Below are 22,524 nucleotides of genomic sequence, written 5' to 3'. Positions count from 1 at the left end.
TATTAAAAACGTGGGCAGAAAACTTTAGGCTTAGGATTTGGCTTTTTTGTAATATTGCCCGTGTACATAATCCCCAATTCGATAGCACCAAAACCAGATGGATCCTGTGCTTTTGTTAAATCGGAAACCGTCTTGTCGTAGCCTATTTGTGCTTTAATTTTGCCATAATTCATTCCAGCCATGATTTGGAGTGCATCGCCAAATCGGTATCCAAGACCGGCATTCAGACGAACTTTCTTTTCAACGTTAAATAAATAACTGGCCATACACTGAGCGACTGTTTCATTAAATTTATCCAAATTTCTCAACCAAAACATGGGTGTTAAATCCACTTTTTCATTGAGGTGATATTCTAAAGATCCATGAGCGGACCAAAGCATTTTTAATTTATAAGAACCCGTTCCGCCGGATAAGCTAAAATTAGGTTGTGTAATATGTGCAGATGACAATCCTATTTTAAATAAATGTTTTTTGACTGAAATGGGTGTTGTAAAAACCAAGCCACCGGAAATATCTTGATAATTTGCTTTGCCAGATTGCAATTTGGAATCATCCGGAGAGCTGGTTGCTCCAGAATCTAATTCATCTAAAAAATTTGCTTTTTCTGGATTCTTGGCATTTAGGCTGACTCCTCCAAATTGTGCGCCAATAGCTAAATCCCCTTTACCAATTCCAAGGTGATAAGCTCCGGATGCCAGAAAACCACCCTTTCCAAGATTAATTTCACCGGTTCGATCTTGAAAAAACGAAATCGCCAGGGAGGTCCAGTCTTTAGCACGGAATGCAAACCCAAAATTGACATCCATTCCAAATAGCGGCGTCCGGTATAAAGAGCCCGCACTTCCGATAGATGCACCCTGGTCACGATAGATGCCACTCAATCTAAAGGTTCCAAAAAAACCTCCGGTATTGGCCGGATTAACATGAATAGGGGCAAATTCATACTGCGTAAAGTGCAAATCTTGAGAAAACAGACTTGAACAGAACAGCGAACTTACCAGAAATACAGCCAGATTAAGGTTTTGCTTCATACATCCCAATTGAGGTCGAAATATACTGCAATTTCGCCGTTGGTTTAGGCTGTGATGAGAAAGAATTCGAATTTTAACAATTCAAGGAAATTACTAAAATTCCTAAAAGGCAGGGTTTAAACCCTTAGCTGGACTTAAAATCAATCTGTTTTCAAGAATTGCAATAAATTGGATTGACTTGAATAGGTGGCAGAAATATTTTCTTTCGTAAACACGGTTTTGGTATCTCCATAGGCCATCAATTTTTGATTGATTAAAATGACCCGATCAAAATACATCATTACACTATCCAGGTCATGGTGCACCACTAAGACTGTTTTACCCTTTGAAACGAGTTCTTTTAAAATATCAATGATTTTATTCTCTGTCTTTATATCAACTCCAACAAAAGGTTCATCCATTAACAGGATCTCAGATTGCTGACATAAGGCTCTTGCCAAAAAAACCCGTTGTTGTTGTCCACCAGACAACTCCCCAATCTGACGATCTTTGAGTTTTATAATATCCAGTTGATCCAACGCTTCTAGAATTATAGTTCGGTCGGTTGTATTGAGTCGGTCCAAAAGACTTTTATGCGGAAATCTCCCCATAGAAACAATATCATAAACAGTTGCAGGAAATTGCCAATCTACTTCATCCCGTTGAGGGACATACGCGATTTTAATCAGCATGTCTTTTGCTACAGAACCCAAGATTTTTATTTCACCTGCATTCGGTTCGACTTCTTTTAAAATTGATTTAAAAAGGGTTGATTTTCCTGCACCGTTTGGACCAATTAAACCATATATAAAACCAGGTTCGATTTTTAAATAAATATTGCTGAGAACCCGCTTATGTTCATACGCAACTGATAAGCCATTGATTTCAATTGAATACATCAGTTTGATCTTTTTTTCAAAACTACAAAAAGTGCCACCGCAATGATTGCAATGGGTATCAGAAAAAACCAAATGCTGGTTTTTGATTTTTCATCAGGATTATTAATGCTTGTCGTTACCAGATTCTTACTTAAAGCATCTGCAATGGTATTGGCATTGTTTTTTAATAAATTAATATACGTATTGGCCGGACTATTTTCATCTCCCAATGAATCTGCAAACAATTTACCTCCGATGCTTATATTATTTTCACGACTGATTTGTTCCATTAATTTTGGGTTGATTGTACTTTCAATAAAAATTGCAGGAATGTTACGATCTTTAATTAGTTGATTGACCCGCATAAAATCACCGGTTTGAACATCTGCTTCAGTAGAAGTCCCGATGAGGGATTCTACTTGCAATCCATAGCGATTTCCAAAATAATGAAAGGCATCGTGAGAGGTAATTAAAATCCTTTGCTGCGGTGGAATGGAATTTATTTTATTGAGAATGTATTGATGCAATGCTTCCAATTCTTTTTTATATGCTTCAAAATTACTTTGATAGTTTGCTGCATGTTCAGGGTCAAATGCAATCAAGGCTTTGGCAATGTGTTCGGCATAAATAATTCCATGCAACGCGTCCATCCAGGCATGTGGATCGGTAGAATTTTTAAAATGCGGATTGGTGATGGGAGTGATCCCATCTGTAATAATTATAGATTTTGCCTTGGTTCCGGAAGAATTAATTAATTTTTGAAGCCAGCCTTCAAAAGTAAATCCATTGATAAAAATCAGGTCGGCTTCATTGACTTTGCGAACGTCATTCGGAGTAGGTTCATACAAATGAGGATCTGATCCAATCGGAACGATTGTTTCCACATCAATGTAGGAGCCTCCAATAACACGCGACATATCTGCCCACATAGAAGCAGTAGCCAGAATTCTTGGTTTTGCATCAAGCGCACTGAAAACACACAGTAAAAAAAGATATATGCTTATTTTATTCATGTTATAAATTCATTCAAGGTTTTACTAAAATATCCTGGGAAACTTGTTGCGTTATTAAAATTTCATCCCGGTCTTCTACACGAAGTTTGATCGACTGGTCGTATTCCTGGATACTTAAAATCTTAAGTTGGGCACCGGGTTTTAAGTGAATACTATCCAGGTATTTTAAAAATTCCGAATGGTGTCGTTTAACACCCAACATGATTAGTTGCTTGCCGGATTCTTTAATTGATGACAAACTAACCTGATTGCGATAGGTAAAATTTCCATTTTCATTGGGAATGGGATCCCCATGGGGATCAAATTTGGGATAATCCAGAAATGCATCCAGGCGTTCAATCAACAAGAGAGATTGAATATGCTCTAGTTGTTCGGCAACATCATGGACCTCATCCCAATTAAAACCTAACTTGTCATGAAGAAATACTTCCCACAATCGATGCTTCCGCAACAACTTGATGGCCATTTTCTGGCCTTCCTTGGTCAAACTAACTCCGTAATATTTTTCATAACTTAAGAGCGATTTGTCTGTTAGTTTCTTAATCATGTCTGTTACAGATGCACTGGTTGTACCCAACTCATCTGCAATGGCCTTTGTGTTAACTGTTTGATCAGCAGTATTTTGAGTAATTTTATAGATTGCTTTGAGGTAATTTTCTTCAGCCTGGGTAAACATAAAATGAAATTTTAGACAAAGCTAAATTAAATATTAAATAAGACCAAATTAATTTTTAAAGATGAATGAAAAATTTAAACTATTAACTGATTTAATACACAGTCGCCGGGCGATTTTTCCTCAGAATTATAAACCGGGCAAGATCTCCCCTGAAATCCTCGAAGCCATTCTTGAAAATGCCCGTTGGGCGCCCAATCACAAGAAAACAGAACCCTGGCGCTTTGTTCTGATTGAAAATGACGCATTAAATGATTTGTCTGAATTTCTTTCGAATCGATACAAACTCAATACAAGTGCTGAAAATTTTGATCCGGTAAAATTTAAAAAAGCCGGAGAAAAACCACTTCAATCGGCAGCAGTACTTGCAATTTGTATCCAAAGAAGTCCTGCCTCCTTAATACCGGAATGGGAAGAAACGGCAGCACTGGCTTGTGCAGTTCAAAATATTTGGTTGAGTTGTACCGCATTAGGAATTGGATCTTATTGGAGCAGTCCGGATGCCATCCATCACATGAAGGAATTTTTGAGTTTATCTGAAAATGAATTTTGTCTGGGTCTGTTTTTTATGGGTTGGTCTGATTATGAAGCTCCGGTTCCAAACAGAAAACCGCTGTCAGAAATCTTGAGAAAAATGGGATAAGGAAAATGCGTTTGGGAATTTTCTCTTACGATGGCTGGTAGAAATGGGCACAAAGGAAGACAGCCTGATTTAATGTTTTGTGCAAAATCAGATGAGCATTTTTAGAGTTTCTTATTGAGTTTCCTTTGTATTTGGTCACATGATCTAATCATTAAATACTATTTAAACTTCTATCTTAAAATAAAGTCTAATTTACTTTCCTACCAATATGAAATATCTAACTACCTTCCTCATCTTATTTAGCCTTAAGCTTAATTCACAGTCATTATACGCACCCAATCAAATCCAGGAATTAAAAATATATTTTCCTTATTCCAATTGGGATCAAAAACTGGATTCATTGCGTGCTGCTGATTCAGATGCCCGATTGTTAGCAACAAAAGTAATACTCAATGGCATTTCGTTTGACAGCGTGGGCATCCGATACAAAGGAAACAGCAGTTACAATCCTACTCGTGCTAAAAATCCCTTTAATATTAAATTAGATTATATTCTTGATCAGAAATATGATGGATACAATACACTCAAACTTTCCAGCGGATTTATGGATCCTAGTTTTTTAAGAGAAGTATTGGGCTATCAGATTACCCGACAATATCTTCCGGCACCTAAAGCCAATTTTATCAATGTTTATGTGAATGATGTTTTATTAGGACTCTACACCAATGTAGAAGATGTGGACAATGTTTTTTTATCCAATCATTTCTATTCAACATCAGGTTCATTTTTTCAATGCGACCGCGCTGACAAACAAGTTCAATTGCCCGGAACTTGTCCACCCGGAATGACGGGCTCCGCTTTAAAGTATGTAACTTCCGACTCTGCTTGCTATGCAAACAGTTATGAAAAAGAATCTGACTTTGGTTGGAAAGAATTTATTTCAATGATGCAAGTACTGGGACAAAATGTAACAAACATTGAAACCAGCTTAGATGTCGATCGGGCTTTATGGATGCTGGCACTCAATAATTTTTATGTCAACCTGGATAGCTATTCTGGTTCCGGGCACAATTATTTGGTGTATCAAAATAACATTGGAAGATTCAATACCATTCCATGGGATTTCAATGAGTTTTATGGTGCATTTACCAATGCCGGAACCGGTTCATCGCTGACTGTAATGCAGATGCAACAACTGGATCCTTTACTTCACCTTAACAATGCAGAAAGGCCGTTGATTTCTAAATTGTTTTCCATTCCAAAATTTAAAAAACGCTACCTGGCACATTTATACACAATACTCGAAGAAGCAAAAACAAGCAATGGATACGAATCAGATGGTTTGGCATTTCAGAATTTGATTGCAAGTTCTGTTGCAAATGATAAAAATAAGTTTTTTACAGAGGCTGCATTTCGTTCCAATTTGTACTCAGATTATTCAGTAGGTACCGGAATGGCAAAAACCTATCCGGGATTAATTTCATTGACTAATGCGCGTGTCAATTTTTTAAATTCTCATGTTGCATTAAATGTTATTAAACCAGTTATTTCAGAAATTTCAAATAGCCCATCGGTTCTTATATTAAATTCACCAGTTACCATATCAGCAAGAATACAGAACCGCACAGCCGCCTCTCTTTTTTACCGCTTTGATAAGACAGAAAAATTTATCGAACTTCCCATGTACGATGATGGTTTGCATTTGGATGGTGCTGCCGGTGATGGCATGTATGCCACCACTGTGGATATTGGAAATCATTTGAATTTACAATATTATTTGTATGCTGAAAATGAATACATCGCAAGTGTTTCACCGGTTCGTGCAGAATATGAATTTTACAATTTAAATGTTTCTGTAACAAATATTTCAGCTGGTGCTTTGCGTATAAACGAACTTATGGCATCGAATACAGATTTTATAGCGGATGAATCTGGTAATTATGAAGATTGGATAGAATTATACAATACCACTGATTCAGAAATCAAATGTTTAGGTTTATTTCTTTCAGACAATGTTGATAATAAATTAAAGTGGGCATTTCCTGATACCAGCATTCCTGCCAAATCTTATTTGATAGTATGGGCTGATGAAGATGGTAAAGACCCCGGACTGCATACAAATTTTAAATTATCCAAATCAGGCGAACAAGTTTACATTTATAATTCCGACAGCAGCCTGGTTGATTCAATCAGTTTCCCGGAAATTCCAGATAATCAGTCGTATGCCTTTTGTCCAACGAATTGGATTACAACCAGCCTTCCCAGTTTCAATAAAGAAAATACCTGCGTAGTTTTAAACAAGGATTTAAAAAATAAGGGATACAGAATTTATCCTAATCCATTTGTTGAATCCATCATATTAAAGATAGAGGATGACAAAGTTTTTTCATTTCAACTAATAAATTCGGTAGGACAGCAAGTCATAAATTCAAATAACAGCCTGCAGGGCCAAAGTGAATTTGAATTTTCTACAAATTCATTACCAAGTGGTTTGTATTCTTTCCATATCAGAATCGGGAATCAATGGTTTACCGAAAAAATAATTAAACTGTAGGATTAAAGCTGATAAGATATTTAGCTGATAAGCTAATAAGCTATTAAGCTGAAAGGCTATTGAGCTGAAAAGCTATTAAGCTGATAAGCTATTAGGCTGAAAAGCTATTAGACTATTAAGTCTGGAGGAGTATAAAATCTACAGACTTCCTTTCTGCAGACCAAAAAATATACTCTCCTCATGCCTCGGCGGGACGCCTTCGGCAACTTTTGCTTAACATTAGTAATTTTTATTAATTCATTTATATTTTAGCATTGTAGAATTGCAACATTGCAAAATTGCAGCATTACATTAAAACCGCATTTACCTACAGACTATAGACTTCCTTTCCTTTTACCCATGTGTAAGCAACTCCCCTCACGCCTCGGCGGGACGCCTTCGGCAACTATTGATTATCATTAGTAATTTGTATTAATTCATTTACATTTTAGCATTGCAGAATTGCAACATTGGAAAATTGCAACATTGGAAAATTGCAGAATTGCTCAAAGCAAAGCTGCTCCAATAACCCCGGCACTGTCACCTAGTTTGGGTTTTACAAATAATGTTTTCAACTCGTAGTTGAAAATATATTTTCTGACTTCTTCACGTCCCTGATTATAAAGTATATCTAAATTTCCCAATCCACCACCAAATACTATAATTTCTGGATCAATGATATTAATTACTACGGCAACTGCTTTACCAAAATAGTAGATGAATCGTTCCATGGTTTCAACGGCAAAATGATCGCCTTGAAGATATCGTGCATAGACTTCGGCCATTTTTATTTTTTCACCACTTAGTTTTTCATAATGTCGTTCACAAGCCGGACCGGAAATGAATGTTTCTACACAGCCTTTTTTACCGCAGTAGCACAAATCACCGCTTTCATCCAAAATATTATGTCCCCATTCCCCACCAATTCCGTGTTTACCATGAATTACATTACCATTGACCACAATGCCGCTTCCAACGCCTGTACCCATGATAACACCAAAAACGACCTCTGGATTTTTAACATAGTCAGGTACGACACCCAATTGTGCTTCCGCCATTGCAAAACAGTTTGCATCGTTGGCCATCTTCACTTTAATTCCCAAAAGATTTTCAAGATCCTCTTTCATAGGTCTGCCAATCAATCCAAGTGTATTACTATTTTTAATGAGATGGGTTTCCTGATCAACAATGCCTGGAGTCCCTATTCCAAGAAACGCAGGATATGAATTTGTTTTTTCACCGATCTGATTAATTAGCTTTTTTATCTGAGATAGAATGTGATCATAACCTTGATCTGCTTCAGTAGGGACACGCATTCTTTCAACAACTTTTAATTCTGGTTCTATTTGAATCGCGACCCCTTCAATTTTTGTTCCGCCCAAATCAATTCCCCAAAGTAAATCTGACATGATTTATAAAATAACTTTTAATACAGAAGGAAGAATTTTTACTTCTAATTCAGAAATTAATCCACGATGTTCTCCGTCAATGTGATGTTCTTGTTCAACAGGTAGTTGTACAATTAATTCACTGGCACGTATAAAATGACTTAAACTTGATTTTAAGATATTCCGACTGAATACCATGTATATTAATCCGGGAATTTGCCAGGATTTTGGTTTGCTCATAATTAATACATCCATGATTCCATCACTTACGGAGGCTAAAGGAGATACAATGGCATTGTTTCCAAGTTGAGATGAATTTGCAATTTCAATAGACCAAACATCTTTAAACAATTTGTCATTAAGTACCACATCAAAGCACTTGCTTTCTTTATGTAATCTTAAGGCTAATTTAAAATACGTTGTAAATCCGCGTTTGCCTTTATTTCCAAAATAACGACTGATCAATCCACTAAAGCCAATTCCACAGGTATTGCAGCAATACCGATTGTTTACTTTTATTAAATCAATATGTTTTGGTTTTCCAGTAGTCAATCGAGCAAGTGCTTTTGCAGGATTGGTTGAAATTTTCAAATGCCTAGCCAATCCATTTCCTGAACCAATTGGAATAATGCCCAGCATCAAATCAAATTTATAAACCATTTTAGCCAGCTCACTGACAGTGCCGTCGCCTCCGACTGCTACCACACACACGCTGGTATCTTCTGAATATTGACGCACCAATTCATCACTATGAGCCGGACTTACTGATTCTAAAATTAGAAATAAATCAGCTTTTAGATGTTTTTCAATCATGTATTCCCAATCATAGCGCCTTTGGGCACCAGATTTTGGATTGATGATGAATAGAAATTTTCGGACTTCAAATTGCATGGAGCGTCAAAATTATCTTAAAAAACAAATGCTGAGGCAACTAATTCATAAACTTACAAAACTCAATTTCGAGTTTATAGCCAATAATTAAGTGTTTACCTGAGGATCTTGAAGTAAATCCACACGACTAAAAGCGAATTCAATAATTGTACATGTTTGAATATCAATACTTTATTTTTATTTTAAAAAAAAATAAAAAAATTGTGCTTAAAATGGAACTATGTTATACACAGTACCTGTTATAGTATTAATTTTGCAGTATGAAAATTGAAAATGCCATCGCACAAATGAAAAAAGGAGTCCTGGATCTTTGCATTCTTTCCATTATCAATGAAGAAGAAGCTTACCCTTCTGATATGATAAATCGCTTAAAATCAGCTGATTTGATCGTAGTTGAAGGCACCCTTTACCCAATTTTAAGCAGGTTGAAAAATAGCGGACTGCTGGAATACCATTGGAAAGAATCCAATGCCGGACCACCCAGAAAGTACTTTACCATTACGGAAGAAGGGAAACAAGCTTTAAATGTGTTGCTGCAAAGCTGGCATCAGTTTGTACAAAGTGTTAATCAATCTATTAAAATTATAAAAACTGAAAATGAACAAAATACATAACATCAATGTCGGAGGCTTTCCATTTGCAGTCAATGAAGATGCCTATTTCAAATTAGATCAATACCTGGTTCAGCTGGATCGCCATTTTTCAAAATCGGAAGGCCATCATGAAATCATGGGGGATATTGAATCCCGGATTGCAGAACTTTTTAAAGAATACATGAAAGGCATGTCGATTGTAACCCTTCAGCATGTTGAGCAAATGATTCAAGTCATGGGAACAGAAGAACGTTTTGAAGGTCAGCCAGAATATGAAGAACCCCGGACTTCGACATATGGTGAATACAGTCTAGGTAAACGACTATTTAGAGATCCTTACGATAAAAAAATCTCCGGTGTTTGTTCTGGAATTGCACATTATATAGGTATTGATGATCCGGTTTGGGTGAGATTGACCTTTGTTTTATTAGGTTTTGCCGGATTTGGAATAGTGACCTATCTGATCTTGATGCTTATTGTTCCTGAAGCAGTTACCGCTGCAGATCGCCTTGCAATGAAAGGTAAACCCATCAATATTCACAATATCGCAAATAAGGTAGAAGAAGAAATCGATGATTTAACAGATCGTTTTGACGAGTGGCGGGATAAGTGGCGCAAGAAACGGCGTCGCTAACTATCTTTGCTATCCATGCAGTTTATTGAAAATTTTATTAATGGATCGTATTGTGCCCCTGCGGATTCAGCGTATTTAGACAATGTGAATCCGGCTACCGGATTAATCATTTCAAAAATTCCAAGAAGTAATAAAAATGATGTAGACAGGGCCGTCCAGGCAGCAAAAGTTGCATTTCCAGCTTGGTCTGCATGCCCTCAGGAACAGCGCTTTCTAATTCTCAACAAAATTGCAGAAGGCATTGAATCCAATTTAACAGCATTAGCACAGGCTGAAACGAATGATACAGGCAAAGCAATCAGCCACTCATTACAAATCGATATTCCAAGAGCTGCATCCAATTTTAGATTTTTTGCTACAGCTGCCATGCAATTTGCCTCGGAAGCTCATGAGATGCCGAATCGTGCGATTAATTATACGCTCAGACAAGCCATTGGCATCGTGGGCTGTATCTCTCCTTGGAATTTACCACTCTATCTTTTTACATGGAAAATTGCTCCCGCACTCGCTACCGGAAATTGCGTAATTGCAAAACCCTCTGAATTGAGTCCGACAACTGCCTATCTTTTGGGTAAAATTTGTAAAGAAGCCGGTTTGCCGGATGGCGTTTTAAATATTATTCATGGTTTTGGTACAGAAGCTGGTGAAGCCATTATTCAACATCCAGAAATAAAAGCGATTTCATTTACCGGTGGAACAAAAACCGGAAACCACATTGCAACACAGGTAGCTCCGCGATTTAAAAAACTAAGTCTTGAATTAGGGGGTAAAAATCCTTGTCTGGTCTTTGCTGATTGTGATTATGAACACACCCTGAAGCAAGTCGTCCGTTTGGCATTTTCCAATAGCGGACAAATTTGTCTATGTGGCAGTAGAATATTAATTGAAGAAAGTATTTACGACCGATTTAAAGCAGATTTTCTTGGGAAGGTAGCTAAAATGTTGCCTTCAGATCCTTTGGATTCTGATTGTAAAATGGGTTCCCTGATATCAAAGGATCATTTGAATAAAGTATTAAGTTATATTGAATTGGCAAAACAGGAAGGTGGGACCATTTTAACTGGAGGAAATCAAATTAAATTAGCTGGGAGGTGTGAAGGAGGAGCCTTTATAAAACCTTGTGTAATTGAAGGCTTGGGACCTGCATGCCGGACCAACATGGAAGAAATCTTTGGGCCTGTGGTTACCATACAATCCTTTAAATCGGATGAAGAAGCACTGACGCTTGCCAATGCGAGTGACTACGGATTGGCATCGACTATTTGGACAACTAATTTGAATCGGGCACACCGTATGGCCGAACAAATTCATACGGGCATTGTTTGGATTAATTGTTGGTTGTTACGGGATTTACGAACTCCTTTTGGAGGGATGAATGATTCCGGTGTAGGTAGAGAAGGTGGATTTGAAGCCATGCGTTTTTTTACCGAACCTAAAAATGTTTGTATCAATTATAATTCAAACCCCATTTAATGTTTTCAGCTGTTTATCATTTTGGGAGATATATCCAATGGTTGGGACAAGCCTTTCATAAACCGGAGCGCTATTCCATGTATTGGAAGGAAACTCTTCGGCAGATGAATAGCATCGGCATCGGGTCGGTTGTCATCGTTGGAATCATTTCAATTTTTATCGGTGCAGTTACAGCTGTCCAATTTGCTTACCAAATGGGGGATTCCCTGATCCCAAGATATTATGTTGGTTACATCGTTCGCGACATGACGATAATTGAATTGGCACCAACCTTTTCTTGCATGCTGTTGGCTGGTAAAGTCGGATCCAATCTTGCAGCTGAACTTGGAGGCATGCGTCAAAAAGAACATATCGACGCCATGGAAATCATGGGGGTTAATACAGCGTCTTACTTATTACAACCCAAAGTCATCGCTGCATTGATTGTCATACCAATGTTGGTATGCATTGGTGCTTTTATTAGTATTATAGGTGGTTATCTTGCGGTGGTTCCTACCAATTGGTTTTCACATGCAGAGTATATCCGGGGATTGCGTTCATTTTTTGTGCCCTATAATGTGTGGATGATGTTTGTCAAAGCCATTGTCTTTGCATTTATTTTAACCACAGTGCCATGCTATCAGGGTTATTTTGTAAAAGGGGGAAGCATTGAATTAGGGGATGCCAGTACCAGAGCCGTTGTGTATTCCAATATTCTCATTTTACTTTCCGATTATATCATTGCTATGTTGATGACTTCATGATACGAGCTGAACACATCTTTAAAAATTTTAACGAACAGGTTGTACTCAATGATGTGTCATGCACATTTGTACAAGGCAAAGCCAATTTGATTATTGGTCGGTCCGGTGCAGGAAAAACAGTACTGCTAAAAATATTGATCGGATTGATTAAGCCAAGTGCTGGAAATGTATTTTATGATCAAATTGATTTTTATTCCTTAAATAAACAACAAACTCGTGAATTGCGAATGCAAATTGGCATGTTGTTTCAAGGGTCTGCATTGTTTGATTCTATGAATGTGGAAGATAATATTCGATTTCCTTTGGATATGTTTTCCACCATGACACGTAAAGAAAAAGACAAACGCGTTGACTATTGTCTCGAACGGGTAAACCTTACCGGAAATAATAAAAAATATCCCTCGGAGTTATCGGGTGGTATGCAAAAACGGGTAGGAATTGCTAGAGCCATTGTGTTAAAACCAAAATATTTATTTTGCGATGAACCCAATTCCGGATTGGATCCAAAAACATCTCTGGTTATCGATGAATTGATTTATGCAATTACCAAAGAGGAAAATATAATTACTGTAATCAATACCCATGACATGAACAGTGTAATGGAAATTGGTGATAATATCATTTTAATTCATGAAGGTCAATTAGCCTGGACCGGTACGAAGGAAGAAGTATTAAGCAGTAAGAATGAAATATTACAGGGATTTATTTTTGCCTCTCCATTTTTACAAAGGTTGAAAGCAAAAATGAGCATGTAAATCAATACCTAATTACAAATTTTAATTATTAGGAAGCTTGAGGATATTTCCTGAATTTGTAAAATGGAATTGAAGCTAGGTTTAGCTGTTATTCAATATATATTTATAGTAGAAGAAAGAAACTGTACGATAATTTATTAATTTCATTTATATTTATTTCAATTTTTAGTTTTTAAGTCAAACAAAATGAAACTTCAAATCACGGCCATCGCCATTCTGGCTATCTGCTCATGTAAACCAACTGTTCAGACACCTGTTGCTCCTCCAGTCAAAGAGGAAGTACAGACCTTTTTAGATAGCTATAATACAGAATTTCAAAAATTATATACCATCGCATCTGAAGCAGAGTGGATATCCCAAACACATATAGTTGAAGGAGATACAACCAATGCCACTCGCACCAAAGCAGCCAATGAAGCATTAGCAAAATTTACCGGGAGTGAAGAAAATATCAACGCGTGTAAAAAATATTTAGCATTGAAAGATTCCTTGGAAACACTGCAAATAACGCAGCTAGAAACTATTTTGTATGCTGCAGGTGATAATCCCGCCATTGCAAAAGAATTGGTCGCACAACGAATCGCTGCGGGTACTGCTCAAACTGAAAAAATGTATGGGTTTAAATTTCAATTGAACGGAAAGGAAGTAGACCCAAATAAAATTGATGATATTCTGAAATCAAATACCAATTTAAAAGAACGACTCGCTGCCTGGAATGCAAGTAAAGAAGTTGGAAAGGAATTAAAACCGGGTTTAATCAATCTCCGGGATCTTAGAAATAAAACGGTACAGGCGATTGGATATTCTGATTATTTTAATTATCAGGTTTCAGAATATGGCATGGATGCAGATCAGATGATGGTTGATTGTCGAAACATGATTCGGGATGCCTGGCCCTTATATCGGGAATTGCATACCTATGCACGTTACGAACTTGCAAAAAAATACAAAGAAAAAAATGTACCGGACTTGTTGCCGGCACATTGGCTTCCAAATCGTTGGGGACAGGATTGGTCTGCACTGGTTGATGTGGAAGGATTTGATCTTGATAAAATCATAAAAGCCAAAGGAGATAAATGGTGTGTTGAACAAGCAGAACGTTTTTATGTAAGTCTTGGTTTTGACAGTCTACCGGAAACATTTTATCAAAAATCTGATCTCTATGCGTTGGCTCCCGGGACGCAATACAAAAAGAATACACATGCATCTGCATGGCATTTGGATCTCAATCAAGACGTTCGTTCTTTAATGAGCATTGAAGCCAATTCCGAATGGTATGAAACCACGCATCATGAATTAGGTCATATCTACTATTATTTAGAATATGCAAAACCTGGTATTCCATTTGTATTGCGCAAAGGAGCCAATCGCGCGTATCATGAAGCAATTGGAAGCATGATGGGTTTAGCTGCGATGCAAAAACCCTTTCTCCAAAATCTGGGCTTGGTAGATGAAAAAACAAAAATTGATCAAACACAAATTTTACTAAAAGAAGCCTTAAACTACATTGTGTTTATTCCATGGAGTGCCGGTGTGATGACACATTTTGAACACGATTTATATCATAACAATTTGTCTCCAGAACAATGGAATAAAAGTTGGTGGGAATATGTCCAAAAGTTTCAGGGAATTGCTCCTCCTGCTGCGCGTGATGAAATCTATTGTGATGCTGCAACGAAAACACATATCAATGATGATGCAGCTCAATATTATGATTATGCATTGTCCTTTGTGCTTTTATTTCAAATGCACGACCATATAGCTCAAACTATATTAAAGCAAGAGCCACAGGCTACTAATTATTTTGGAAATAAAGAAATTGGTAAATTCTTACACCACATTCTTTCAAAAGGTGCAACTGAAGACTGGAAAAAATTATTGAAAGACAATACAGGAGAGGATTTAAATGCAAAAGCGATGTTGCGCTATTTTGAACCACTAATGGTTTATTTAAAAGAAATTAATAAAGGAAGAAATTATACCCTTCCGGAATCTATTTAATTGCAATGGCAAATACTTATCTTTACAAATCCAACGTTTAAATTTTATGGAAAAACCGGTTTGGATTAAACTAAGTCTAGTTGCTGGAGGGATGCTCTTGGGAGCACTGGCAGTATTCATTTTACACAGCTCAGAGGATTTACCTTTTAATAATCGCTACGATCCCCTTCCACAAACGATTCATCCGATTAAATTGGCAGATAAGTATGACTTCGCAGGAGAAAACATCCCTATAGATTATTTTGATGTGTCGGAGCGATTGGAACGCGAGTTATTGCTAAATAGCTATATGCACAGTCACACCTTGTTGCATATTAAACTGGCCCAGCGTTTTTTTCCACTATTCGAACGGATTTTTGCAGAACAAGGAATTCCGGATGATATGAAATACCTGGCCGTTGCAGAAAGCTCCTTGCGAAATGCAGTATCCTATGCAGGAGCAAAAGGAATCTGGCAATTTAAAGAAGAAGCCGCCAAAGAATTGGATCTCGAAGTAAATGCCTTTGTTGACGAACGAAATCATCCGGAAAAAGCCAGCCTGGCTGCTTGTAAATATTTACGAAAAATGAAAGAGCGTTTTGGCACCTGGACATTGGCTGCAGCTGCTTACAACATGGGACCCACTGCGCTACAAAAAGCATTGGCCGAACAAAAAGAAAACAATTATTACGACCTTAATTTAAGCGAAGAAACGAATCGATATGTTTTTCGTATCGTTGCCATGAAGGAAATTATGGCAAATCCTGAAAAATTTGGATTCTTCATTCGCAAAAATGAATGCTACCCCGAATTAACAAAGTATGATTTAGTAACGGTAAGCACTTCCATTCCAGATTTGGCAGATTTTGCTCATGAACACAACATTACCTATCGCCAATTAAAATTGTATAATCCATGGTTAATAAAATCTGAATTACAGATTACACCCGGTAAACAATATGAAATAAAAATTCCTAAATAATTTATTTAGTTGATAGGTGATGGTTGTTAGTTGATAGGTGATGGTTGTTAGTTGATAGGTGATGGTTGTTAGTTGATAGCAAAATCTATTGCATTTCTTTACCCCTTTGCGCTTTTGGTTCTCTGCGTGAAAATAATCAGTGGATAACCGATATTTGTTAGTTATTCTTTAAAGCTTTAAAGCTTTAAAGCTTTTTAGCTTCTTTGCTTCTTTGCTTCTTTGCTTCTTTGCTTCTTTGCTTCCTTGCTTCCTTGCTTCCTTGCTTCCTTGCTTCCTTGCTTCCTTGCTTCCTTGCTTCCTTGCTTCCTTGCTTCCTTGCTTCCTTGCTTCCTTGCTTCCTTGCTTCTTAGCTTCTCAGCTTCATTGCGAGAAATTTTTCCAACGATTGCATTCTAATTTTTAAATTAATTTATATATAATTGATTTTCAATGCTTTACATTTCTTTTGGTTGCAACATTCGCCTTACGCTTTCTATTTACTATTTTTGCCACCAGCATTTTCAAACAAATGAGTCAGCTTCTTAATGTCTTATGGAGTCAATATCTGAAACTTCCACGTTCAGAAATGAAGAAATTCATGGAATTTCCTATTGAAGTCCAAAGTAATCAATTAAAAAAAATAGTCAAAACAACCGAACATACTGAATGGGGCATTCGATACGGATTTAGTAAGTATAAAAAAACTTCAGACTGGAAAAATATGCTTCCATTGCAAGATTATGAAAGCATAAAACATGATATTCATCGGATGATGACCGGAGAACAAAATGTGTTATGGCCAGGGCGAATAAAATATTATGCAAAGTCATCCGGTACCACCAGCGATAAAAGTAAATACATTCCTATAACCGATCCCAATCATAAAGATTGTCACACCAAAGGAGGATGGAGATTGCTTGCAGCTATTTATGACAATGTCAAAGATTGTAAAATTATAGAAGGCAAGAGTATTTTACTTTCAGGAAGCTACAGCTCCGATTTAAAAGAGTTTCCTGGAAGTACGGTAGGTGATGTCTCTGCGATTATTTATCAACGGATTAATCCACTTGCAGTAAATCGGCTGTTTCCAGAAAAAGAAATCGCGCTGCTTCCGGATTTTGAAAAAAAACTGGATCTCATTGCCAAAGAAAGCATCCATGCAGACATTAGAATGGTAGCCGGAACACCCACCTGGGCTGTTGTTTTGTTTAAAAAAATATTAGAGCAAACCGGGAAACAACACATGCTTGAAGTCTGGCCTAAAATGCAGGTTTTTGTGCATGGTGCTGTAAGCTTTGTTCCTTATCGTGAACCCTTTCGTGAGTTTTTTCCTTCAGATACATTTACCTATATTGAAACATACAATGCATCTGAAGGCTATTTTGCAGTGCAAAATGACAAATCAAGTCATGATATGTTATTGTTGTTGGACAATGGGGTATTTTATGAATTTATTCCAATGGAAGAATGGGATAAAGAACATCCAAAAACAATTTTTCTTGAAGAGGTGGAATTGGACAAAAATTATGCAATGGTCATTACCACCAATTCCGGTTTGTTTCGATATAAAATTGGAGATACTGTAAAATTTACACAAAAGTATCCCTACAAAATTGTGATAACAGGTCGTACCAAACAGTTTATTAATGTTTTTGGTGAAGAAGTCATGGTTGCAAATACCGACGCAGCTTTGACCGCAACCTGCAATGAATTTGGAGTCAAGATGGTTGAATATACAGTTGCTCCTGTATTTTTAACTGCCTCCGGCAAAGGAGGACATGAATGGATCATTGAATTTGAAAATGACCCAAAAGATCCAGATGCATTTGCCAATGCATTGGATAATAATTTGAAAAAGGTCAATTCAGATTATGAAGCGAAACGATATCATGATCTGGCTCTCGAACGATTAAAATTATCAATAGCTCCCAAATCAACTTTTTTTAATTGGATGAAATCCCGAAACAAAATCGGCGCACAACAAAAAGTACCCAGACTAGCCAATCATAGGGATTACCTGGATGAATTGAAAAAATTTATCTAATCTGATTTTAAAGACACCTAATTAAAAGAATCTTCTGCAATTTATTCTTTCTTGCTGTCTTCTACTTTACGGTGAATCTTTGAACCATTTTTAAGTTTGCGGGATAATGCCACATAGGGTCCAATAACGACTTCATCTCCCTCTGAAATTCCTGATTTAATTTCAATGTAATTTTCATCCTGAATCCCAATTTCTACATCTACCCGTGAAACCGTATCCCCATGCACCACAAACAATGCTTCCCGATAAGGTGAATCATCCACTTCCTTTACTTCTGCCTGTGCTGTTGGCTGTTGACTTTTATTTTCTCTGTCTTTTTTCTCTTTCGCCTTCCGCACTTCCTCATTGGGATCATACGCAATGACTGCCTGAATGGGTACACTCAAAACATTTTTAACTTCATGGGTATTGATTTCTACAGTTGCAGACATTCCAGGACGAAACGGTGCCCGATTATTTACAACTAAATCTGCATAAGATGATTTCTCAATGCGAATTTTAACCACAAATTTGGTAACCTGATCTGTGGATAAAGAATTGCCTGCTATCGAACTGATATTATTTGCACTGTTTGCTACTTCGGTCACATGCCCGCTAAATTTTTTATTTTGATATGCATCTACCTCAATAGTAGCTTCATCACCCGTTTTTACATTCACAATATCATTCTCGCTTACTTCAACCTGAACTTCCATTGCGTGTAAGTCTGCGATCCGCATTAACTCCGTTCCACTCATTTGCATGGTTCCAACAACCCGTTCACCGCGTTCAACGTTTAATTTTGATATGATACCGGTTGCTGGAGCTTTAATAATTGTTCGACCCAAATTCGTACGCTGTTCTTTTAACAAAGCCTCAGCATCTTTTACTTGAAAACTTGCAGACTCCGATCCTTTGATGGCATTTTCAACCATAATTTCTGCTGCTTTAAAACCTGCTTCCAGATTTTTCATAGTAGTTTCCGAACTTTCAAGGTCTGCTAAAGAAATAATTCCATCTTTATACAACTGCTGATTTCTCTGATGCATTTTTTTTGCATTCTCATATTGCAATTTTGCTTGCGTCTTTTGTTGCTTCGCATTTTCAATGGAATTACCGCTTGTACTGGCTTGTGTTCTGGCAATGTTGACACCAGCCGAACTTCGTTCCACTGCTGAAGTATATGCATCTGCATTGACCTTGGCCAAAATTTGTCCCACCTTTACACTGTCACCTTCTTTTACATACAACTCAACTATTTCCCCTGAAACATCTGATGAAATTTTTATTTCGGTTTCAGGAAAAATTTTACCACTCGCAGTAACTGTCTCTACGATATCACGGGTTTGTACTTTTTCCAAATTAACTTCTTCGCCTTTTGGTTTATTTTTTGCTTTAAAAACAGCAGCAACAATTAAAACTGGAATTAAAATAATTGCTAACCACCACCACCAGCGCAGTCCTTTTTTCTGATTCATACGTTTATAGTTTTATGGGTTTCCCTGCATAATAATCCAGGACCTTTTGTTTAAAAACCAGATCATATTTTGCAATGACCAGGGTGCTTTGTGCATTTTGCAAATTTGTTTGACTCAAATTTAATTCAAATACATTTGCAAGTCCCAGCTCAAATCGCTTTTGCGTTTTGTCAGCTGAATAACTCGTTGCTTCCAAAGCGCGTTTGGATGCTTCAAACTCTTTTTTAGCTGCGCGGACATTGGCAATTGCCTGGTATACATCCTGATTTAATTTCTCCTTTTGCAATTCAGCTTGCAACTCAGAAGATTTGGTTGCCAATGCAGCTTTTTGTACACGCGTTTTAGTACTTCGCTGATTATAAATTGGGATATTTAAATTTAAACCGACTCCATATCCCAAAAATTGATCGTATTGATCTTTAAATGGAATGACCTCGGTTGATTTAACTGTTGGATAATCTTGTTCGAACAATACAGATTTTCCATCAATGTAAACACCTGGAACCAATATTCTGGAAGTGCTGTAATCTAAGGGCCTAATTGCAGCATCTGAAAAACGGGAACCAATACTTGCGTTTAAAAAAAGCGAAGGATAATACAAAGCCTTTGCGATCTTTTCACCCATTCTGGCAGCCTCCAATCGTTTATAGGCAGCTTGCAAGCCTGATTGTGATTGCGCAGCTGTTTCGGAAAGGGCCTCAAAAGTATAATTTTCAAGTTGAACCCCATTCAGTTGCTCTTCAGTAAGACGTTCTAAAATCAATTTCTTGGAAGGATCCAATCGCATCGCTTGCTTTAAAGTCAACCAGGCGATATCCAAGCCATTTTCTGCACTGACTTGCGTTTGTTCCATTCTTGCCAATTGCGATTTAATTTCAATGGCATCCGCTTCCGGCTTAACACCTGACTGGATCATTTTTTCCATTTGGATTAATTGCAGTTTAACACTCTCCGTATTTTTTTCTGCCATTTCCAAACGTTCCTCATTCAATAATACATTTAAATAATAAGTCGCAATGGTCAAAGCAAGATCATTGGTTGCTTGTTGGTATTCTTTCGTGCTTGCATCCAGACTCAGCTTACTTTGCTTTATCGAATTGCGAATCAATGCACCTTGAAATAAGGTTACACCGGATGCCAATGTATAGTTGGCAGAAATAATATTCTCAGTGGTAAAACTGTTGCTGGTTGGATCAATGTTTCGACCAAAACTGATCCCTCCATTGATACTTCCATTTAAATCAGGAATTTGCTTGTGTTTATTTTCTTTTACTGTCAAGGCAGCTTCATCCACAGCAATTTTACTTTGTTGTAAGCCTACATTGTTTTTTAAGGCATATTCAACACAACTGGCGAGATTCCATTGCTCCTGAGCTTGAAGTCCCTGAAACAAACAAATAAATAGGATTAAATAGTTATAGCGCATTTATTTAAAATGATAGCAAAATTAAAGGAGTTTGCAAGCATTCGTCCATAGAATCGAGTAATTAACGAATATTTCGGACGAAAAACCAGCTTTTAAGGATGGACCGCCCTCAACGATTGGAATTAAATTCCCCAATAAACAACAATCGATCATAGCGGCTGCCTAAGACTTTATAATAAACCAATACATAATAGTCGTTTTCAGTTTCGTACCAATCGCCTTCCAGTGGACCCGTATCCGGTAATCCATTGGCATCTTCCAGGGCATACATAAAATTATAATAACCCATTTTAAGCCAGATGTATGCAAAATAAGCCTTGCGACTGGGATCGTACTCCATTTTAAATTCCGGTTTTAATTGCCAGTCCGACAAACCCCCATAGACATAAACGGGTTCATCGTAAGGTACCGCTCGATTTAAAGTAAAGTGCGCTTTAAAATAATCAGAAGTAAGTTCTGCCTGATCCTGATCCCTGTTTAAAATTAAAAACCGTCCGTTGATATCATCATCCGATAAATATAATTTTTGCGCTCTGACCTCATCGGTCTTTAGCCAACAATGATACACCTGGTCAATTTCGTCCCAAAATAAAATATCCTGGGTAGTGGATTGAATGGTTCGAATGTCTTTGTGTCTAAATTCCTTTTTGCCCGGAAATAAAATATCATCTGGTTTATTAAAATAAAATAAATCACCCAATACGCTGTTGGGTTTATTTCGAACCAGGCGTGTATTGGGATCACCATTTTGGAATATTTGAACCTGCAATTCCTGTTCGTTATTTTGAATGGATAATTTATTCGTATTGATCGATAGTTCCAGTGCCTGATGGCTTCTGTAAATTTCTGCATTAACAGGATCCTTCACTTTCAAGCTCACCAGAACTTTATTTTCAGAAATGAAAAAGCGCCGTGTGAATAAAACATTTTTAAAACGGTCTGATACACAGATTAAATAATTTCCGCTGACCAAAAATCCATCACTGGGTACAGGCAAGATATAATGGATATACGGAATGATGGTTTTTCGGGAAGAAGCATATTCAGTGATTCGTTGCTCTTGAAAATCTTTGTAGTATTCTTCAGGTCGTAAATCTGTTGGCAGCCAATTTTGATCAAAATGAAAGAAAGAATAATACAATTCACTGGGTGCTCCTTCCAGCATATCAAAAGTTAACTGCAAATGCTCTTTAACATTCAGAACAAGAAATGGCATTAATTCCTCTTCCGGTTTATATCTGTAAAACTGAATGGTCTTTACCCGATTGTCATAAACGGTATCCTGCGGACTCAGATCAAATTCGGTCTGTTGAGTATTTCCAATCAGACTACAAACCAATAAGCAACCAAGAATCAGGGTAAAACGCATCAATTCAATTTATTATGGGACAACAGACGAACGAAATTCATTAGAAAATTAAACGACAAAAACTGCAATTCTGGTATTTTTTTCAGGGCTCTATGGCTTCAAATTCTCCCATTTAGTGCA

Annotated in this window: 19 protein-coding genes; 10 read left to right on the top strand and 9 right to left on the bottom strand. The window is 37.1% G+C overall.

The features are described from left to right. Nucleotides 1–2: 2 nt before the first annotated feature. The 4 genes from IPJ80_08235 to IPJ80_08220 all read right to left on the bottom strand — a co-directional run bounded on the left by IPJ80_08235 (nucleotide 3) and on the right by IPJ80_08220 (nucleotide 3,577). The gene (locus IPJ80_08235) at nucleotides 3–1,031 is read right to left on the bottom strand and encodes a PorP/SprF family type IX secretion system membrane protein (protein MBK7913474.1); all 1,029 of its coding nucleotides are present in this window, start codon (nucleotides 1,029–1,031) and stop codon (nucleotides 3–5) included. Between the two features lie 140 nt (nucleotides 1,032–1,171). Next, entirely contained in the window at nucleotides 1,172–1,909 is a 738-nt protein-coding gene (locus IPJ80_08230) for a metal ABC transporter ATP-binding protein (GenBank protein ID MBK7913473.1), read from the bottom strand. Further along, entirely contained in the window at nucleotides 1,909–2,901 is a 993-nt protein-coding gene (locus IPJ80_08225) for a zinc ABC transporter substrate-binding protein (GenBank protein ID MBK7913472.1), read from the bottom strand. The genes IPJ80_08230 and IPJ80_08225 overlap by 1 nt, the downstream gene beginning before the upstream one ends. A 13-nt stretch (nucleotides 2,902–2,914) precedes the next feature. Then, nucleotides 2,915–3,577: a metal-dependent transcriptional regulator gene (locus IPJ80_08220; protein ID MBK7913471.1), complete on the bottom strand. Its 663-nt coding sequence runs from the start codon at nucleotides 3,575–3,577 to the stop codon at nucleotides 2,915–2,917. A gap of 61 nt (nucleotides 3,578–3,638) precedes the next feature. Here IPJ80_08220 and IPJ80_08215 point away from each other — a divergent pair, with 61 nt between their 5' ends. Both IPJ80_08215 and IPJ80_08210 read left to right on the top strand, forming a co-directional pair. Further along, complete coding sequence (locus IPJ80_08215) at nucleotides 3,639–4,217, top strand: nitroreductase (protein MBK7913470.1); 579 nt, start codon at nucleotides 3,639–3,641, stop codon at nucleotides 4,215–4,217. A 208-nt stretch (nucleotides 4,218–4,425) separates the two neighbouring features. After that, complete coding sequence (locus IPJ80_08210) at nucleotides 4,426–6,711, top strand: CotH kinase family protein (protein MBK7913469.1); 2,286 nt, start codon at nucleotides 4,426–4,428, stop codon at nucleotides 6,709–6,711. 485 nt (nucleotides 6,712–7,196) lie between these two features. On the opposite strand, the gene IPJ80_08205 is transcribed toward IPJ80_08210, so the two are convergent. Further along, on the bottom strand, nucleotides 7,197–8,099 hold the full coding sequence (locus IPJ80_08205) for an ROK family protein (GenBank protein ID MBK7913468.1): 903 nt from the start codon (nucleotides 8,097–8,099) through the stop codon (nucleotides 7,197–7,199). Between the two features lie 3 nt (nucleotides 8,100–8,102). Continuing rightward, complete coding sequence (locus tag IPJ80_08200; GenBank protein MBK7913467.1) at nucleotides 8,103–8,969, bottom strand: hypothetical protein; 867 nt, start codon at nucleotides 8,967–8,969, stop codon at nucleotides 8,103–8,105. Between the two features lie 260 nt (nucleotides 8,970–9,229). Here IPJ80_08200 and IPJ80_08195 point away from each other — a divergent pair, with 260 nt between their 5' ends. From IPJ80_08195 to IPJ80_08160, 8 genes are all read left to right on the top strand, one after another. Next, entirely contained in the window at nucleotides 9,230–9,583 is a 354-nt protein-coding gene (locus IPJ80_08195; protein MBK7913466.1) for a PadR family transcriptional regulator, read from the top strand. Beyond that, nucleotides 9,567–10,196: a PspC domain-containing protein gene (locus IPJ80_08190; protein MBK7913465.1), complete on the top strand. Its 630-nt coding sequence runs from the start codon at nucleotides 9,567–9,569 to the stop codon at nucleotides 10,194–10,196. Before IPJ80_08195 ends, IPJ80_08190 begins: the two co-directional genes overlap by 17 nt. Nucleotides 10,197–10,211: 15 nt before the next feature. Then, entirely contained in the window at nucleotides 10,212–11,669 is a 1,458-nt protein-coding gene (locus IPJ80_08185; GenBank protein ID MBK7913464.1) for an aldehyde dehydrogenase, read from the top strand. After that, nucleotides 11,669–12,412, top strand: coding sequence for an ABC transporter permease (locus tag IPJ80_08180; GenBank protein MBK7913463.1), 744 nt, complete (start codon nucleotides 11,669–11,671; stop codon nucleotides 12,410–12,412). The genes IPJ80_08185 and IPJ80_08180 overlap by 1 nt, the downstream gene beginning before the upstream one ends. Then, nucleotides 12,409–13,167 carry an ATP-binding cassette domain-containing protein gene (locus IPJ80_08175; GenBank protein ID MBK7913462.1) on the top strand — a complete coding sequence of 253 codons (759 nt, stop codon included), beginning with the start codon at nucleotides 12,409–12,411 and terminating at the stop codon, nucleotides 13,165–13,167. Before IPJ80_08180 ends, IPJ80_08175 begins: the two co-directional genes overlap by 4 nt. A 186-nt stretch (nucleotides 13,168–13,353) precedes the next feature. Then, nucleotides 13,354–15,168: a M2 family metallopeptidase gene (locus IPJ80_08170; protein MBK7913461.1), complete on the top strand. Its 1,815-nt coding sequence runs from the start codon at nucleotides 13,354–13,356 to the stop codon at nucleotides 15,166–15,168. A 46-nt stretch (nucleotides 15,169–15,214) separates the two neighbouring features. Further along, complete coding sequence (locus tag IPJ80_08165) at nucleotides 15,215–16,129, top strand: lytic transglycosylase domain-containing protein (protein MBK7913460.1); 915 nt, start codon at nucleotides 15,215–15,217, stop codon at nucleotides 16,127–16,129. A 508-nt stretch (nucleotides 16,130–16,637) separates the two neighbouring features. Continuing rightward, nucleotides 16,638–18,152, top strand: coding sequence for a GH3 auxin-responsive promoter family protein (locus IPJ80_08160; protein MBK7913459.1), 1,515 nt, complete (start codon nucleotides 16,638–16,640; stop codon nucleotides 18,150–18,152). Nucleotides 18,153–18,193: 41 nt separating this feature from the next. Here IPJ80_08160 and IPJ80_08155 read toward each other — a convergent pair whose 3' ends face one another. From IPJ80_08155 to IPJ80_08145, 3 genes are all read right to left on the bottom strand, one after another. Further along, the gene (locus IPJ80_08155) at nucleotides 18,194–19,609 is read right to left on the bottom strand and encodes an efflux RND transporter periplasmic adaptor subunit (GenBank protein MBK7913458.1); all 1,416 of its coding nucleotides are present in this window, start codon (nucleotides 19,607–19,609) and stop codon (nucleotides 18,194–18,196) included. Nucleotides 19,610–19,613: 4 nt separating this feature from the next. After that, nucleotides 19,614–21,035 (bottom strand): TolC family protein, encoded by a 1,422-nt coding sequence (locus IPJ80_08150; GenBank protein ID MBK7913457.1) that lies wholly within the window; start codon nucleotides 21,033–21,035, stop codon nucleotides 19,614–19,616. Between the two features lie 109 nt (nucleotides 21,036–21,144). After that, complete coding sequence (locus tag IPJ80_08145) at nucleotides 21,145–22,404, bottom strand: DUF5103 domain-containing protein (protein MBK7913456.1); 1,260 nt, start codon at nucleotides 22,402–22,404, stop codon at nucleotides 21,145–21,147. Nucleotides 22,405–22,524: the final 120 nt, after the last annotated feature.

The organism is Saprospiraceae bacterium (genome assembly GCA_016714025.1).
In the GTDB taxonomy this organism is placed as follows: Bacteria; Bacteroidota; Bacteroidia; order Chitinophagales; family Saprospiraceae; genus Vicinibacter.
This window is presented reverse-complemented; position numbering and strand designations above follow the sequence as displayed.